This window comes from Bradyrhizobium sp. WU425, assembly GCF_021052305.1.
GTDB classification, from domain to species: domain Bacteria; phylum Pseudomonadota; class Alphaproteobacteria; order Rhizobiales; family Xanthobacteraceae; genus Bradyrhizobium; species Bradyrhizobium canariense_D.
Window position 1 is genome coordinate 4347712 of the sequence record NZ_CP088089.1, and the last position, 14464, is coordinate 4362175.

15 protein-coding genes are annotated in these 14464 nt (G+C 64.0%); 13 read left to right on the top strand and 2 right to left on the bottom strand.

Annotated elements, in window-relative coordinates:
* Nucleotides 1-40: 40 nt before the first annotated feature.
* From BcanWU425_RS21115 to BcanWU425_RS21125, 3 genes are all read left to right on the top strand, one after another.
* On the top strand, nucleotides 41-2068 hold the full coding sequence (locus BcanWU425_RS21115; protein WP_204511199.1) for a VTT domain-containing protein: 2028 nt from the start codon (nucleotides 41-43) through the stop codon (nucleotides 2066-2068).
* Nucleotides 2068-2763 (top strand): endonuclease/exonuclease/phosphatase family protein, encoded by a 696-nt coding sequence (locus tag BcanWU425_RS21120; RefSeq protein ID WP_039800285.1) that lies wholly within the window; start codon nucleotides 2068-2070, stop codon nucleotides 2761-2763. Before BcanWU425_RS21115 ends, BcanWU425_RS21120 begins: the two co-directional genes overlap by 1 nt.
* 128 nt (nucleotides 2764-2891) lie before the next feature.
* Nucleotides 2892-3083, top strand: a complete 192-nt coding sequence (locus tag BcanWU425_RS21125; protein WP_018457865.1) for a hypothetical protein — start codon at nucleotides 2892-2894, stop codon at nucleotides 3081-3083.
* Nucleotides 3084-3132: 49 nt separating this feature from the next.
* Here the strand turns inward: BcanWU425_RS21125 and BcanWU425_RS21130 are convergent, their stop codons facing one another.
* The gene (locus BcanWU425_RS21130; protein ID WP_007610373.1) at nucleotides 3133-3357 is read right to left on the bottom strand and encodes a hypothetical protein; all 225 of its coding nucleotides are present in this window, start codon (nucleotides 3355-3357) and stop codon (nucleotides 3133-3135) included.
* A gap of 235 nt (nucleotides 3358-3592) precedes the next feature.
* On the opposite strand from BcanWU425_RS21130, the gene BcanWU425_RS21135 reads away from it, so the two are divergent.
* The 3 genes from BcanWU425_RS21135 (at nucleotide 3593) to BcanWU425_RS21145 (ending at nucleotide 5874) form a co-directional block, all read left to right on the top strand.
* A complete protein-coding gene (locus BcanWU425_RS21135) occupies nucleotides 3593-3910 on the top strand; it encodes a DUF1476 domain-containing protein (protein WP_162847233.1) in 318 nt (105 codons plus the stop codon).
* Between the two features lie 41 nt (nucleotides 3911-3951).
* Complete coding sequence (locus BcanWU425_RS21140; RefSeq protein WP_204511198.1) at nucleotides 3952-4266, top strand: hypothetical protein; 315 nt, start codon at nucleotides 3952-3954, stop codon at nucleotides 4264-4266.
* Between the two features lie 672 nt (nucleotides 4267-4938).
* Nucleotides 4939-5874 carry a septal ring lytic transglycosylase RlpA family protein gene (locus BcanWU425_RS21145; RefSeq protein WP_204511197.1) on the top strand — a complete coding sequence of 312 codons (936 nt, stop codon included), beginning with the start codon at nucleotides 4939-4941 and terminating at the stop codon, nucleotides 5872-5874.
* Here the strand turns inward: BcanWU425_RS21145 and BcanWU425_RS21150 are convergent.
* Nucleotides 5868-6824: an alpha/beta fold hydrolase gene (locus BcanWU425_RS21150; protein WP_204511196.1), complete on the bottom strand. Its 957-nt coding sequence runs from the start codon at nucleotides 6822-6824 to the stop codon at nucleotides 5868-5870. The genes BcanWU425_RS21145 and BcanWU425_RS21150 overlap by 7 nt on opposite strands.
* Nucleotides 6825-6975: 151 nt before the next feature.
* Here BcanWU425_RS21150 and BcanWU425_RS21155 point away from each other — a divergent pair, with 151 nt between their 5' ends.
* The 7 genes from BcanWU425_RS21155 to BcanWU425_RS21185 all read left to right on the top strand — a co-directional run bounded on the left by BcanWU425_RS21155 (nucleotide 6976) and on the right by BcanWU425_RS21185 (nucleotide 14462).
* On the top strand, nucleotides 6976-8238 hold the full coding sequence (locus BcanWU425_RS21155; RefSeq protein WP_204511195.1) for a D-alanyl-D-alanine carboxypeptidase family protein: 1263 nt from the start codon (nucleotides 6976-6978) through the stop codon (nucleotides 8236-8238).
* Nucleotides 8239-8240: 2 nt separating this feature from the next.
* The gene (gene tmk, locus BcanWU425_RS21160; RefSeq protein WP_204511194.1) at nucleotides 8241-8927 is read left to right on the top strand and encodes a dTMP kinase; all 687 of its coding nucleotides are present in this window, start codon (nucleotides 8241-8243) and stop codon (nucleotides 8925-8927) included.
* A complete protein-coding gene (locus BcanWU425_RS21165) occupies nucleotides 8924-9970 on the top strand; it encodes a DNA polymerase III subunit delta' (protein WP_204511193.1) in 1047 nt (348 codons plus the stop codon). The genes tmk and BcanWU425_RS21165 overlap by 4 nt, the downstream gene beginning before the upstream one ends.
* A gap of 110 nt (nucleotides 9971-10080) precedes the next feature.
* Nucleotides 10081-12102, top strand: coding sequence for a methionine--tRNA ligase (gene metG / locus BcanWU425_RS21170; protein ID WP_204511192.1), 2022 nt, complete (start codon nucleotides 10081-10083; stop codon nucleotides 12100-12102).
* 13 nt (nucleotides 12103-12115) lie between these two features.
* Nucleotides 12116-12892 (top strand): TatD family hydrolase, encoded by a 777-nt coding sequence (locus BcanWU425_RS21175; RefSeq protein ID WP_204511191.1) that lies wholly within the window; start codon nucleotides 12116-12118, stop codon nucleotides 12890-12892.
* 13 nt (nucleotides 12893-12905) lie between these two features.
* A complete protein-coding gene (locus BcanWU425_RS21180; RefSeq protein ID WP_204511190.1) occupies nucleotides 12906-13703 on the top strand; it encodes an MBL fold metallo-hydrolase in 798 nt (265 codons plus the stop codon).
* Nucleotides 13704-13868: 165 nt separating this feature from the next.
* Nucleotides 13869-14462, top strand: coding sequence for a TRAP transporter small permease (locus BcanWU425_RS21185; RefSeq protein ID WP_018457852.1), 594 nt, complete (start codon nucleotides 13869-13871; stop codon nucleotides 14460-14462).
* The last annotated feature ends 2 nt before the right edge of the window (nucleotides 14463-14464 follow it).

Here is a 14464-nt window from a genome sequence, read left to right on the forward strand (position 1 = left end):
CCCCGGCGACACCGTCTGGCGGCGGTGCGAGGCGCGGCGTGTGGCGGTTCTGAACGATGCTGCCGCTTATTTCGCGGCCCTGCGGCAGACCCTGCTGCAGGCGCAGGACCTCGTCTATATCGTCGGGTGGGATATCCATAGTGAGACCAAGCTGGTCGGCGAGTCCGGGCGAGCGGATGATGGCTTGCCGGAGCAACTCGGCCCATTCTTGCGCGCGCTGGTCCACCGCCGTCCCACCTTGCACATCAACATTCTCGTCTGGGACTTCGTCTCGTTCTACGCCTCCGAGAGGGAATGGAATTCCGCGGCCAAATTTACCGCCGACACAGATGGCCGCGTCCGGTTTCACCTGGATGCCACGCTTCCCTTTGGGTCGGCCCAACACCAGAAGATCGTCTGTGTCGATGGTTCACTGGCGTTCGTCGGCGGGCTCGATCTGACGATCAGGCGTTGGGACACCAGTGATCATCGCGCCGATCACGCATCGCGCTGTGATCCCCAGGGCAAGCCATACCTGCCGTTTCATGACGTTCAATGCGTGGTCGATGGGGATGCGGCGGCGCAGTTGTTCGACCTCGTGGAGCAACGCTGGCGCGCGGCGGGCCAACAGATTGATGATCGGCGCCCGCTGAAAAGCTTGCGCTGGCCGGCGATTGTGCCGGTCGAGGCTGAACATATTCCGGTGGGTATCGCCAGGACCGAGGTGGTTTGTCCGGCAGGTTCGACGCTCCGGGAGGTCGAACGCTCGCTGATTGCAGCGATGCGGTCCGCGACGAAATTCGTGTACATCGAGAACCAGTTCACCAGCGCCACCAAGATCGCGCGCGAATTGGCGGAGCAGATGCTGCGCGTGCCTTCGCTTCGGGTTCTGATCGTCACCCCAAAACTGCACTCCTCATGGCTGGAATCCCAAGCGATGCAGAACGGCCGGGGCGCTTTCATCGATTGCTTCAGTTCGGCCGGCGTCGCCGATCGCATCCGCTTCGTCTACCCGGTCTCGGGGAACGGGGATACGGAAGCGGCCGTGATGGTGCACAGCAAGCTCATGATCGTCGACGATCGAATCTTGAGGATCGGTTCGGCCAATTTGAACAATCGATCGATGGGTGCCGATAGCGAATGTGACCTGATCTTCGAAGCCGCATCAGACGAGCATCGGGAGTTCATCGCCTCGGTCCGCCGTCGCCTGATCGCCCATTTCTGCGGTCTCGATGAACAGACCGTCGCGCAAAACGAAGATCGTCTTTTTGCGCTCCTGGACGACGTCGCAAGCGGGACGAAGGCGCTGCGGGACGTTGAATCTTCGGTCCTGACCAGCGCTCTGGCCACGATGGTTCAGCCGGTGGCGGACCCTGAGGCGCCTCTTCATCTGGAGCGGGCGGCATCGCGGATGTGGAGCACGAAGACGATCATCGGGATCGTCTCGATAGCCATGGCGCTTTTCGGCCTCGCGATGGCCTGGTCGTACACCTCCTTGAGCGATTTCGCCGACGCGGACCGAATGTCGACATTCCTGTCTGCCTATTCGCAGTCCGTCTGGGGTCCGCCATTCGCGATTGCAGCTTTCGTCGTCGGCGGGTTGGTCGTGTTTCCGGTTCTCGTGCTCATTGCGGCGACTGCTGCCGCACTGGGACCATGGCTAGGCTTCGTCACCGCCATGACGGGGGTCGTGCTCAGCGCCTTTATCCTGTTTGCGATCGGACGGGCACTCGGGCGCGAACGCCTCCAGCGTTTGCTCGGACGACGTACCGCGCGCATCCAGGAACGTGTTGTCGGCAAGGGCATTCTGGCTGTCGTCGTCATCCGGATGATCCCGATCGCGCCGTTCTCAGTGGTGAATGTCGTGGCTGGCGCGAGCACGCTGCCTCTGCGTGACTTCCTGGTCGGAACGCTGCTCGGCATGACGCCCGGCATTCTCGCCATGGCAGTTTTGGGGGCTCAGATCGCTGATCTCGCCAGGAACGCCTCCTGGGTCAACATGTTGCTGCTCGCACTGGCGTTCCTGGGCTGGCTCGCGATCTGCGCCGGCGCGCAATTCGTCGCGACGTGGCTCGCCGGGAGGCGCTGATGCGCTTCATGACGTGGAATGTGCATGGCACCTTCAATCTCAATCCGAAGTTCGATCTGGAAGGGATCTGTTCCATCATTCGCAAATGGGCTCCCGATGTCGTCGCGCTTCAGGAGGTGGATTCGCGATCGCGATCGGACGATCCGTTTGCGAAGCTGGCGAGCGTCGTCGGCGATCACGGTGTTCACGCCAAGTCGATCGTCACGGCCGATGGCGACTACGGCCAGACGCTCCTGAGCCGCTTTCCATTCTCCGGCCCGCCCGAGATCGTCGATGTGTCGTATCGTGAGCGGGAGCCGCGCCGAGCGATCGCCGCGGGACTGCTGACACCGGTTGGCGATGTTCGCGTGGTGGCCACGCATCTCGGCCTGAGCATCCACGAGCGCCACGCGCAGGCTCAGGCGCTGGTGAGCCTGGTGAAACCTGGAAGGACCGTCGTCCTCGGGGATTTCAACGACTGGTTCTGGATCAAATCGGTGCGGCGCGTGCTCGCGCAGGTCTGCCCAAACCGTACGCGGCTGCGAACTTTCCCGTCGCATTTGCCCCTGCTGCGGCTTGACCGGATCTATGCGACGTCCGACAGCCCGATCGGGAAGGTTTGGACCGACGAAGGCGCGAGGGCCTATTCAGACCATTTGCCTGTTATTGCGGACATCGAGATCCCTGCGGGGTCAAACGCATCGAAAGTGCGATAAAAAAGTGCTGTCTGCAGAAGGACTTGGCTACTGTGCATGGGGTTGTTTTCGCACATTATGCAGTCGGCCCGCAGTGCCGCTCAGCGGGACCACGAGGAACTCTTTCCTCACCTCAGCATTATCTGGCCATGACGGAAGACATTTCCTACCGGCGCAAGCCCTTGACTCCCGAGCAGCGGCAGGCGCGCGATGCGACACGCCGTGTCGAAGCCGAAAAAGCCATGCGCGATCATGAAGCTGCGCAGAAGGCGTTTTATGCCAACAAGGAACGGCTGAGGGCCGAACGGTTGGCACGTGAACAGACGGAGGCGAAGGGCTGACCGTACGCGGTCGCCCCGTCAAGGATGTCCTTGCCCGCGAGCGCCGGTCTCAGTGCCGGTGAGGGATGCGGGTCACGCTCAACGCCTGCTTCAGCGCCTGAACGGCACTTGCGAAAGGTCTGCGAGGCGATTGCGCCTCGATCGCTTCCGCTGCGACGCGACAATCGTCAGCGACCTTGAGCAACCCGCTTCGCGCGAGGTCCATGGTGGAGAGGGCTGCCTGCTCCAGGCAGACCCGTTCAAGCCGTCGAAACTCCCGCAGTTCTTTGTTCATGCGTCAGCTCTCGATGTCCCCGGCCATGCGGCGCTGAGTCTGCTTAATGAACAGTAAACATCTCTGCCTAGCCGGGTTGGCTGGCGTAGAGCTGGTGGGTGCCTTGGGCACGCCCAGCGGGCTTGACGGCGTTTGGCTTCCGCCGGAAGCTTCCAACGACCCTGATTTGAACCACGGAGACGTTCGCTTCCAGCCAGTCCGATCCCGATCAGCGAAAAACGAAATGGAGCTGACCATGACCACGTTCGACAAGCGCGAGCAGGGCTTTGAGGCCAAATTCGTCCACGACGAGGAGCTCATGTTCAAGGCCACGGCCCGGTCCAACAAGCTGCTCGGGCTCTGGGCCGCAACCCAGCTCGGCCTCAGCGGCGATGCCGCGGCCGGCTATGCGACGGCGTTGGTGACGGACCATCTGGAGAACCACTCGATGGACGAGATCCTCGACAAGGTGGCAGGCGATCTTGCCGCCAAAGGCGTCGCGCGCGAACAGGTCGCAGCCAGGCTTCAGGAATGCATGCACCAGGCGTTGCAGCAACTCGAAGCGGACAAGTGAAAGCAGGCCGGCCCTCGACGGCTGGGATCGGGAGGCGGGTGGTGTCTTGCGGAATATCTTGCGGAGTATCTTGGAGCAGCTTCCGCAAATGGGCCAGCGCGATCGCACTCGCTGCTACGATCCTGGTCGGCTGCTGCGGCGCTGAGGTATCGGCCACGCCGCTGACGCCATTTCGCTACGAGGCGCAGGCGCAGCGTCACTGCCCGCACGACCGGGTTGTCTGGCTCGATTTCAGCAAAGGTGTCTATTACGGCAAAGGCCAGAAGCGGTACGGCCAGGGTTTTGACGGCAGCTTCGTCTGCCTGAGCGAAGCCCGTGACAGTCTTTATCGGCGTTCGCTGCTTGGACTGCGGTAAGCGTATTGTTCGGGAAGTGCTGGGTGCTCAGGCGAAGGCCAAGGCCACGAGGCTGGAGCACAGCAGGACTAGACCACCGGCGGTCAATGCCAGGAAGCCATCGGATACGAGGTCATGGTTGCGCATGGGACACCTGCCGCTCTCGTCTGCGATGCTCGATCGGATCGATTAAAAATGTCCGAACGCGCCGTCTTGAAAGGGTGATGCTTGCCGTCCGCGCGAGTGCCTCAGGCCCTCGTGCGGTAACCTTCAAACGCATGGGCCAGGAAGATCCCCGCGCTTACCAAACCCATCAGTGCCGAAACCGTCTCGATCATCGTCTCATTCCATTCCGCCCTGCACGCGAGAAAACGCGGGCGGCCTTGCACAGTCAAAAGAATTCCACTGAGCGGCGCGACAATGGGGGTGGAGTGAGGATTTGGCGCAACAGAATGTCCAGGCGTGGCACAGAGCAGGGCACCGGCGCCCCGTAGTTCAACGGGGCGAGCGCATACGCCCTGTTTACCATCCCGGCGTGAACGCCGTGCGCTCCCCATTTCCGCCGTGTTCGGGTTGCGTTATCGTTACCACTTCCGACGCGGTGGTGGGCCGCCTCGGAGCAAAGGACCGGACAGCGCTACCCGTAGCCAAAGCGGGTTAGGTACGCCTCCGGCAAAGTGGTATTTGGGGCGAATGGGGATCCGACGGTCAGATTCGGTTTTGCGGGCCGCGCGCGCTGCTGCGATGGCCGCGACCTGCCTTGCGCTCGCCAATTGCGCCTCCTCCAACAAATTCGCCAGCCGGGTCGATCCGAAATACGGCGTGTCCTCGAGCCCCCGGGTCGTGGCTTTGGGCGATCCGGTCCCGAAGGGCGGCGGCGCCTATCGCGTCGGCAAGCCCTATGTGGTGGGTGGCCGGACCTATGTGCCCGAAGAGGACGTCAACTACCGCGCCGAGGGCATGGCGTCCTGGTACGGCGACGATTTCCACGGCCGCCTGACCGCCAATGGCGAGGTGTTCGACATGGGCTCGCTGACCGCGGCGCATCCGACCCTGCCGATGCCGTCCTATGCGCGGGTCACCAACGTCTCGAACGGCAAGTCGCTGATCGTCCGCGTCAATGACCGCGGGCCCTATCACGGCAACCGGCTCATCGACGTCTCGAACAAGGCCGCCGAACTGCTTGAATTCAAAGGCAATGGGATCGCCAAGGTCCGTGTCGAGTATGTCGGCCGGGCGCCGCTGGAAGGCTCCGACGACCGCCAGCTGATGGCGACCTTGCGCACCGGGACCCCGGCGCCGTCGCCCTCGATGGTCCGGGTCGCCTCGGCGCGACCGTTCGTGCCGGAGCTGCCGTCGTCGAACCGCGGCGCCATGCGCGGCGAAGTTCCGACGCCGGAGGGACGGCCCTACAATCTCGGCAACACCTCCGCCGACATGGCTTCACTCAGTGCGACCTCGGAAATGTCGGCCTCGAGCCGCAACCGGGGCCGGGCGCTACAGAACGCCCGCGCCGTGTCCTACGACGGGGACGGCCGCTATGCGACCGAGAGCACATCGTCCGGCGCCTACGCCTCGGACGGCGCTGCCGAGGCCCGCGGCATCCTGAGCGGTCGCGGCCTCTACTGAGCCGCGCTTTCCTTCAAGAACTTCACCAGCGCCGCATTCACCTCGTCGGGCCGCTCCTGCTGGACCCAATGGCCGGCGCCCTCGATGATCAGCTTTCGCTTCAGATTGGGCAGCACGCGCTCGAGTTCGTTGACGCGCTTGGCTCCGATCAGGCCGGTGATGACGGCGTCTTTCGAACCGGCAATGAAGAGCGACGGCTGATGGATTTGCGCGTCCTGCCAGGGCGCCGTCAGCTCCCAATTGCGATCGAGGTTGCGATACCAGTTCAGCCCGCCGCGGAAGCCGGACTTGCGGAAGGTTTCGGTGAAATAGGCAAGGTCAGTCTCGGTGAGCCAGGCCGGCAGAGGCTCCTCCGGGTTGCCGTGGCCGAGGAATCCCTTGCCCTCCAGCACGAACATGGCCGCGGAGGGATCGGCAAGGCCGCGCCCGCCGAGCACGATGCGCATGGTGCGCGCGACGTCACGCTCGAATTCGGCTTCGGCAACGCCCGGCGCCTGGAAGTACTGCCAATAGAAATTGGTGATGCCGCCCTGGCGCAGGAGTTCGAGCGGCTTGCCGCGGCCGCGGAACGGCGGTGGCACGCTCAGGCCGGCGACCGCCGTGAAGATGTCGGGCCGGAACAGCGCCGCGTGCCAAGCCACCGGTGCACCCCAGTCGTGGCCGACCACCATGGCCTTGGTCTCGCCAAGCGCCTGCACGAGGCCGACGATATCGCCGACCGTGTCGAAGATCGAATAGGCCGTCGCCTCGGGCGGCGCTGAGCTCTGGCCATAGCCGCGCATGTCGGGGGCGACGACGCGAAACCCGGCCTGCGCCAGCGCCGGGATCTGGTGGCGCCAGGAGTAGGAGAGTTCCGGCCAGCCGTGGCACAGCACCACCAGCGGCCCCTGACCGGCTTCGCGGATGAACAGGTCGATCCCGTTGGCCTTGATCACGCGGGTGGATGACATCGCTTTTCCGCCTTGTTTCAGGGGTTTGGTCAGAAAATCTGAGGTGCCACGATAGGGGCGGGATGAGAATCGTGCAATCTCGGGACAAGCGGCCACCCCGTGTTGTTTGCACCGGCTCCAACTGTTAGAACGCCGCTCTCAGGGCTTGGCCATGGAATTTCATCTTTCCTCGTTTAGGCGCACCCGGTTTACCGCCGGAGCGCTGGCGCGCGGGCTGATCGCGACGGCTCTGGTGGCGGCCATTGGCTGGAGCGGGGCGCTCTACGCCGCCAACCAGAGCGTCCAGGGCGCCAAGAAAACAGATGATTCCGGCTTCGACGGCGACGCCCCGACCGCGATCCTGATCGAGGCCTCCAGCGGCAGTGTGCTGTTCGAGAAGAACGCCGACGAGCTCCGCGCGCCCTCGAGCATGATGAAGCTGATGACCGCCGAGGTCGTCTTCAACGCCATCAAGAAGGGCGACATCAAGCTGACCGACGAATACCGGATCAGCGAGAACGCCTGGCGCAAGGGCGGCGCACCCTCCGGCGGCTCGACCATGTTCGCCGCCATCAACAGCAAGGTCACGGTCGACGATCTCCTGCACGGGGCGATCATCCAGAGCGGCAACGACGCCTGCATTGCGCTGGCCGAGGCCATGGCGGGCAGCGAGCGGATTTTCGCCGCCGACTTCATGACCAAGCGAGCTCGCGAGCTTGGCCTCACGAAATCGACCTTCGGCAATTCCAACGGCCTGCCGGACCCCGCCAACAAGATGACGGTGCGCGAGCTCGGCATTCTCGCCCGGCACATCATTCTCGACTTCCCCGAATTCTACAAACTGTTCGGCGAGAAGGAATACACCTGGAACAAGATCCGCCAGCCCAACCGCAATCCGCTGCTCAATTCGATGGAAGGCGCCGACGGTCTGAAGACCGGCTACACCAAGGAAGGCGGCTACGGCATGGTCGGCTCGGCGGTGCAGAACGGCACGCGGCTGATCGTTGTCATTAACGGGCTGGAAGACCCCGACGATCGCGCGACCGAAGCCAAGAAGATGCTTGAATGGGGTTTTCGCAATTTCGAGACCCGCACCCTGATCGCGGCCGATCAGCCGGTCGGCTACGCCAAGGTGTTCGGCGGCGAGAGCCGCTCGGTCAAACTGGTCGCCAAGACGCCCGTGAAGGTGATGGTGCACAAGAACGGCAGCGACAAGCTGATCGCGCGCGTCGTCTATAACGGCCCGGTGCGCGCGCCGGTCGAGGCCGGGCAGAAGGTCGGGCTGGTCAGGGTCTGGCGCAGCGGCAACATCGCAGTGGAGACGCCGGTCTATGCCGCTGACGCGATCGGCACCGGCTCGACCGTGCGCCGCGCGATCGACGGCGCCAGCGAGCTGGTGATCGGCATGTTCCGTGCGGGCGCCGAGAAGCTCTGATCATGAGTGAAAGCGCGGTAAAGTGGCCGTCCGGACGCGGGCGTTTCGTCACCTTTGAAGGCGGCGAGGGGACGGGCAAGTCGACCCAGATCAAGAAGCTCGCCGACCGTCTCAAGGCTGCCAGGATGCGTATCCTCGTCACGCGCGAGCCGGGCGGCTCGCCGGGCGCCGAGATCATGCGCCATCTGGTGCTGTCAGGCATGGGCAAGCTGCTCGGACCCGAAGCCGAGACGCTGCTGTTCGCGGCCGCCCGCGACGATCATGTCCACACCGTGATCCAGCCAGCGCTCAACCAGGGCACGTGGGTGCTGTGCGACCGCTTCGCCGACTCGACGCGGGCCTATCAGGGCAGCCTCGGCCGCGTGCCGGCCGCGCTGATCAACGCGATGGAGCGGGTCACGATCGGCGATCTCAAGCCGGACCTCACCATCATCCTCGACCTGCCGGTCGAGATCGGCCTGCAGCGCGCCGCCGCGCGCCGCGGCAGCGGCACGCCGGACAGGTTCGAGGCCGAGAAGCTCGGTTTCCATCAGGGCCTGCGCGAGGCCTATCGCAAGATCGCGGCGGACGAGCCCGCGCGCTGCGTGCTGATCGACGCCAATTCCGATCCCGACACGGTTGCCGGTCGCATCTGGATCGCGATGCGTGATCGCCTGCTCCCGACGCCGGCAACGGTGGTGTCCATATGAGCCCGCGTCAGACCGAGCGCGAAACCGCCATGTCTCATCCGCGCGAGACGAGCGTTCTGTTCGGCCATCGCGAAGCCGAGACCGTGCTGCTCGCCGCCTATCGCAGTGGGCGCATCCCGCACGCCTGGTTGATTGGCGGACCGCAAGGCATCGGCAAGGCGACGCTGGCATATCGGATGGCGCGCTTCGTGCTCGCTCACGGCCAGCCGTCGGCGCCTTCCGTGCAGCGCGCCGAAGACCTCGCCATCAATCCTGATCACGCCGTGGCGCGGCAGGTTGCGGCGAGCTCGCACGGTGGCCTACTGACGCTGGAGCGCACCGCCAACGACCGCGGCGTGATGCGCACCGTCATCACCGTGGACGAGACGCGCGAGACGATCGGCTTCTTCGGCTCGACCGCAGCGGCCGAAGGCTGGCGCGTCTGCATCGTCGATACCGTCGACGAGCTCAATCCGAATGCCGCCAACGCGCTGCTGAAAATTCTCGAGGAGCCGCCGCAGCAATCGCTGTTCCTGCTGGTGAGCCACGCGCCAGCGCGCGTGCTCGCCACGATCCAATCGCGCTGCCGCAAGCTGCGCCTGCGCGCGCTCGCAACCGACGACGTGATTGCTGCAGCCGCAACCGCTGCCGATCTCGACCCGAACGATCCGGCGTTGCGCGAGGCGGCGGAGGCGTCCGAGGGCAGCGTCGCGCGGGCGCTGACGCTGCTCGGCGGCGACGCCCTGAAGCTTCAGCAGCGCACGGCCGCGCTGCTGGCGCGACTGCCGCAGGTCGATCCGCGCGAATTGCATACGCTCGGCGATTCGCTGGGCACCAGCGACCGCGTTGCGCTTGCCGCCTTCATCGACGGCATCGATCGCTGGATCGCGGAACGCCTGCACGCCGACGAGGCCAATGCCAACCAGAACCTGCCGCGCCTTGCGCGCCTAGCTGAGGTATGGGAAAAGATCGTCCGCGCCGCGCGCGACACCGAAACCTATAATCTGGAGCGAAAGCCCTTAGTCTTCTCGGTGTTCGGCTGGCTGGCGGACGCAACGCGCTAGAGCATGATCCGGAAAAGTGTGCAGCGGTTTTTCCGATAGGATCGTGCTCAAGACAATAAACTAACGCAGGTTCGTTTCCCAATTTCGAGAAGCCGGTAAAGGAATTCGTCGTGGCAGCGCGAGCTAAGAAAATCGCTAAGGGCAAGAGCAGCAAGAAGAAGGCTGCCACCAAGGCCGTCAAGAAAGGCGCGAAGAAGGCCGTGAACGCGCGCGCGCGCAAAGCTGCCAAGAACGTCAAGAAAGCCACGAAGACCAAAAAGACGGCCGCCAAAAAAACCGGGAAGAAGAGCGCCGCGAAGACGGCAAAGAAGGCAGCGAAGAAGCAGGTCGTCGCCAAGAAGACGGTGAAGACAGGAACCAAAAAGCCAGCCAAGGCTTCGGCGAAGAACAAGGCCTCGGCGAAAAACAAGGCCCCGGCGAAGAAGATAGCCAAGACGGCGAGGGTGGCTGCGCCCGCAGTGACCGCCGCACCAGCTCCTGTCGCCACGCCGCCGAAGACTGCGAAGCCCGATGTATCGAAACCCAAGGCCCCGCGCGCGCCGAAGTCCGTCGCAGCGCCGCACGCCAACACGCCCGTGGCCGTCCCCGCGCGCGACAACGTCTTCTACATCACGACTGCGATCGCCTATCCCAATGGCAGCCCGCATATCGGCCACGCCTATGAGGCGATCGCGACCGATACGTTGGCGCGCTTCGCCCGACTCGACGGCAAGGATGTGTTCTTCCTGACCGGCACCGACGAGCATGGCCAGAAGATGGTTCAGACCGCGGCCGGCGAAAAAATGTCCGTCTCGGAGCTCGCCGCCCGCAATGCCGGCCGTTTCAAGCAAATGGACGAGCGCCTGAACGTGTCGTTCGACCGCTTCATCCGCACCACCGAGGAGCAGCATCACCGCTCCAGCCAGGAGATCTGGCGGCGCATGGAAGCGAACGGGGATATCTATGCCGACATCTATGCCGGCTGGTATTCCGTGCGCGACGAAGCCTATTACGCGGAGGACGAGACGCGCCTGAACGAGGACGGCGTGAGGCTCGGGCCGCAGGGCACGCCGGTCGAATGGGTCGAGGAGAAGAGCTACTTCTTCCGCCTGTCGGCCTATCAGGACAAGCTGCTCAAGCTGTACGAGACGCAGCCCGATTTCATTGGGCCCGACTCTCGCAAGAACGAGGTGGTGAGCTTCGTCAAGGGTGGCCTGCGCGACCTCTCGATCTCGCGCACGACGTTCGACTGGGGTGTCAAGGTGCCCGGCGACGAGGATCACGTGATGTATGTCTGGGTCGACGCGCTCACCAACTACATCACCGGCGTCGGCTTCCCCGACGAGAGCGACAACAACTGGCGTTATTGGCCTGCCGACGTGCACATCATCGGCAAGGACATCATCCGCTTCCATGCGGTGTACTGGCCGGCTTTCCTGCTGTCGGCCGGGATCCCCCTCCCGAAGCGGGTCTATGCCCATGGCTTCCTGTTCAGCAGGGGCGAGAAGATGTCGAAGTCGGTCGGCAACGTGGTCGATCCCTTTAACCTCGCCGACCAGTACGGCGTCGACCAGATGCGCTATTTCTTTCTGCGCGAGGTGCCGTTCGGCCAGGACGGCAACTACAATCACGAGGCCATCGTCGCGCGCATCAATGCCGATCTAGCCAACGATCTCGGCAATCTCGCGCAGCGCTCGCTGTCGATGATCGCGAAGCAGCTCGGCGGCGTGCTCCCGGAGCCCGGCGAATTCAGCGACAACGACAAGGCGATCCTGTCACAGGCTGACGACATGCTCGCGGCGTCCCGCGAAGCGATGGCGACGCAGCAAATCCATCACTGGCTCAATGCCGTGTGGGCCGTGGTCGCGGAAGCCAACCGCTATTTCGCGGGCGAAGCGCCGTGGGCGCTCGCCAAGACCGATCCTGTCAGGCAGAGGACGGTGCTCTACGTCACCGCCGAAGTCGTGCGCCAGATCGCAATCCTGGCCCAGCCGGCGATGCCGACGGCCTCGGGATTGCTGCTGAACAGCCTCGGTATCCCCGAAGCGGAGCGCAACTTCGCCGCGCTTGGTGGCGCAACGCGCATCGCGCCCGGTACGACGCTGCCCGCGCCGACGCCGGCCTTCCCGCGCTATATCGAGCCGGCAGCCTAAAGGCGTTCGCACCATGCTGGTCGACAGCCACTGCCATTTGGATTTTCCGGATTTTGCGGAGGATCTCGACGGGATCGTGTCGCGGGCGCGAGCGGCCGGCATCGGCCGCATGGTCACGATCTCGACGCGGGTGAGGAAACTGAACCAGCTTTTGGCCATCTCCGAGCGCTATGACGACGTCTATTGCTCGGTCGGCACCCATCCGCATAACGCTGATGAAGAAGACGGCATCGCGCCGGACGAGCTGATCGCTTTGACGCAGCATCCCAAGGTCGTCGCGCTCGGCGAAGCCGGGCTCGACTATTTCTACGACAACGGCTCGCCGGAGGCGCAGGCGAGGGGCTTTCGTGCCCACATCGCCGCCGCCCGCGCCACCGGCCTGCCGCTGGTGATCCACACCCGCGAGGCTGACCAGGATTGCGGCCGTATCCTTGAAGAGGAGACGGCAAAGGGATCGTTTCGCGCGGTGTTGCATTGTTACACCGGCGGGCGCGAGCTGGCGCTGAAGGCGGTCTCGCTCGGGCTCTATATCGGCTTCACGGGCATCCTGACCTTCAAGAAGTCCGAGGCCTTGCGCGCGCTTGCGGCCGAACTGCCGTCCGACCGTATTCTGGTTGAAACAGACTCGCCCTACCTTGCGCCGGGCAAGTTCCGGGGCAAGCGCAACGAACCGGCCTATGTGGTCGAGGTCGCAAAAGTGCTCGCCGAAACACGCGGCGTGTCGTTTGACGAGATCTCGCGCCAGACAAGCGAAAACTTCTTTCGCCTGTTCTCCAGGGTGAAACCTTAGAACTGGGAGCCGCATGACGCTGACGCTGACGATCCTGGGCTGCGGCTCCTCCGCCGGCGTGCCGCGTCCGGCACTCGGCTGGGGTGCCTGCGATCCCAACAATCCCAAGAACCGCCGTCGCCGCTGTTCGCTGCTGGTCGAGCAGACATCGGACGAGGGCACCACGCGTATCGTGATCGACACCTCGCCGGACCTGCGCGAGCAATTGCTCTCGACCAATGTCGACCACATCGATGCAGTGTTCCTGACCCACGAGCACGCCGACCAGACCCACGGCATGGACGATCTGCGTTCGGTCGTGATGCACATGCGCCGGCGGATTCCGACCTATCTCAATCAGACGACTGCGAACGACATCATGTCGCGGTTCTCCTATTGCTTCGTCTCGCCGGCGGGCAGCGACTATCCGCCGATCCTGACGGCGCAGTCGATCGAGGCCGGTGACAGCCAGACCATCCAGGGGAAGGGGGGCCCGGTGACAATGACGGCCTTCCTGGTGCAGCACGGCAACATTCCCGCGCTGGGCTATCGCATCGGCGACGCCGCCTACACACCCGATCTCAACGACATCCCACGCGAGAGCTGGGGCGCGCTGGAAAATCTGGATCTCTGGATCGTCGATGGCCTGCGCTACACCAGCCATGTCAGCCACTTCAGCATCAACGACGCATTGTCCTGGATCGAGCGCTTCAAGCCGAAGCGCGCCGTCATCACCAACATGACGGCCGACGTCGATTATGAGGTGATCCGGCAGTCGCTGCCGGCGGGAGTGGTGCCCGCGTATGACGGGCTGCGGCTGGAGACCCGCTGAACCTGCGGGGGAAATTCCGGCGAGAGCCGGCATACTCCTTGCTTGCGCTAGCCCCATCATGTTGATCTAACGTCTGAAAGACAGGCGCTGGGCAGGGGCGATATTCATGCAGGACCGGCGCGCGACGTGCGATCGCCGGGACCTTCTGAATCGCTTCGTATGAGGATGGGGATCGCGTTGGCAGGGGACGATGTCACGAGCCGGGGGCCGGTGCGACGCGCGCTGGATCTCCTTTATCTCGGTGCGGGCTACGCCGCCGGCGCCTTCATGGTTGCGATCTTTGCAATCATGATGATCATGTCGATCGGGCGCCAGTTTGCGGTCAACATTCCCGCCGGCGATGATTTCGCCTCATGGTGCATGGCCGCGATGGCATTCCTCGGCCTCGCTCACACCTTCAAGCGCGGAGAGATGATCCGGGTCGGCCTGTTGCTGGAGCGTCTGCATGGGCGCTCCAAACAGGTGGCGGAGGTCGTGGCCCTTGGTATTGCCGCCGCTTTCATCCTCTATTTCACCCGGCATGCCGTGCAGATGACCTACGATTCCTGGCGCTTCAACGACGTGGCGCAGGGCGTCGTCGCGCTTCCGCTCTGGATTCCGCAGCTCGGGTTTTCCGGCGGACTCGTGATCCTCTCGATCGCGCTCATTGATGAAATGGTCAGTGTCATCAGCGGCAACCGGCCGAGCTACGAGAAGGGCTCGCCGGACGAGACTCCGGACGAATTCATCGAGCGGATATCGCAGGGCGGCGGAGGTTGACG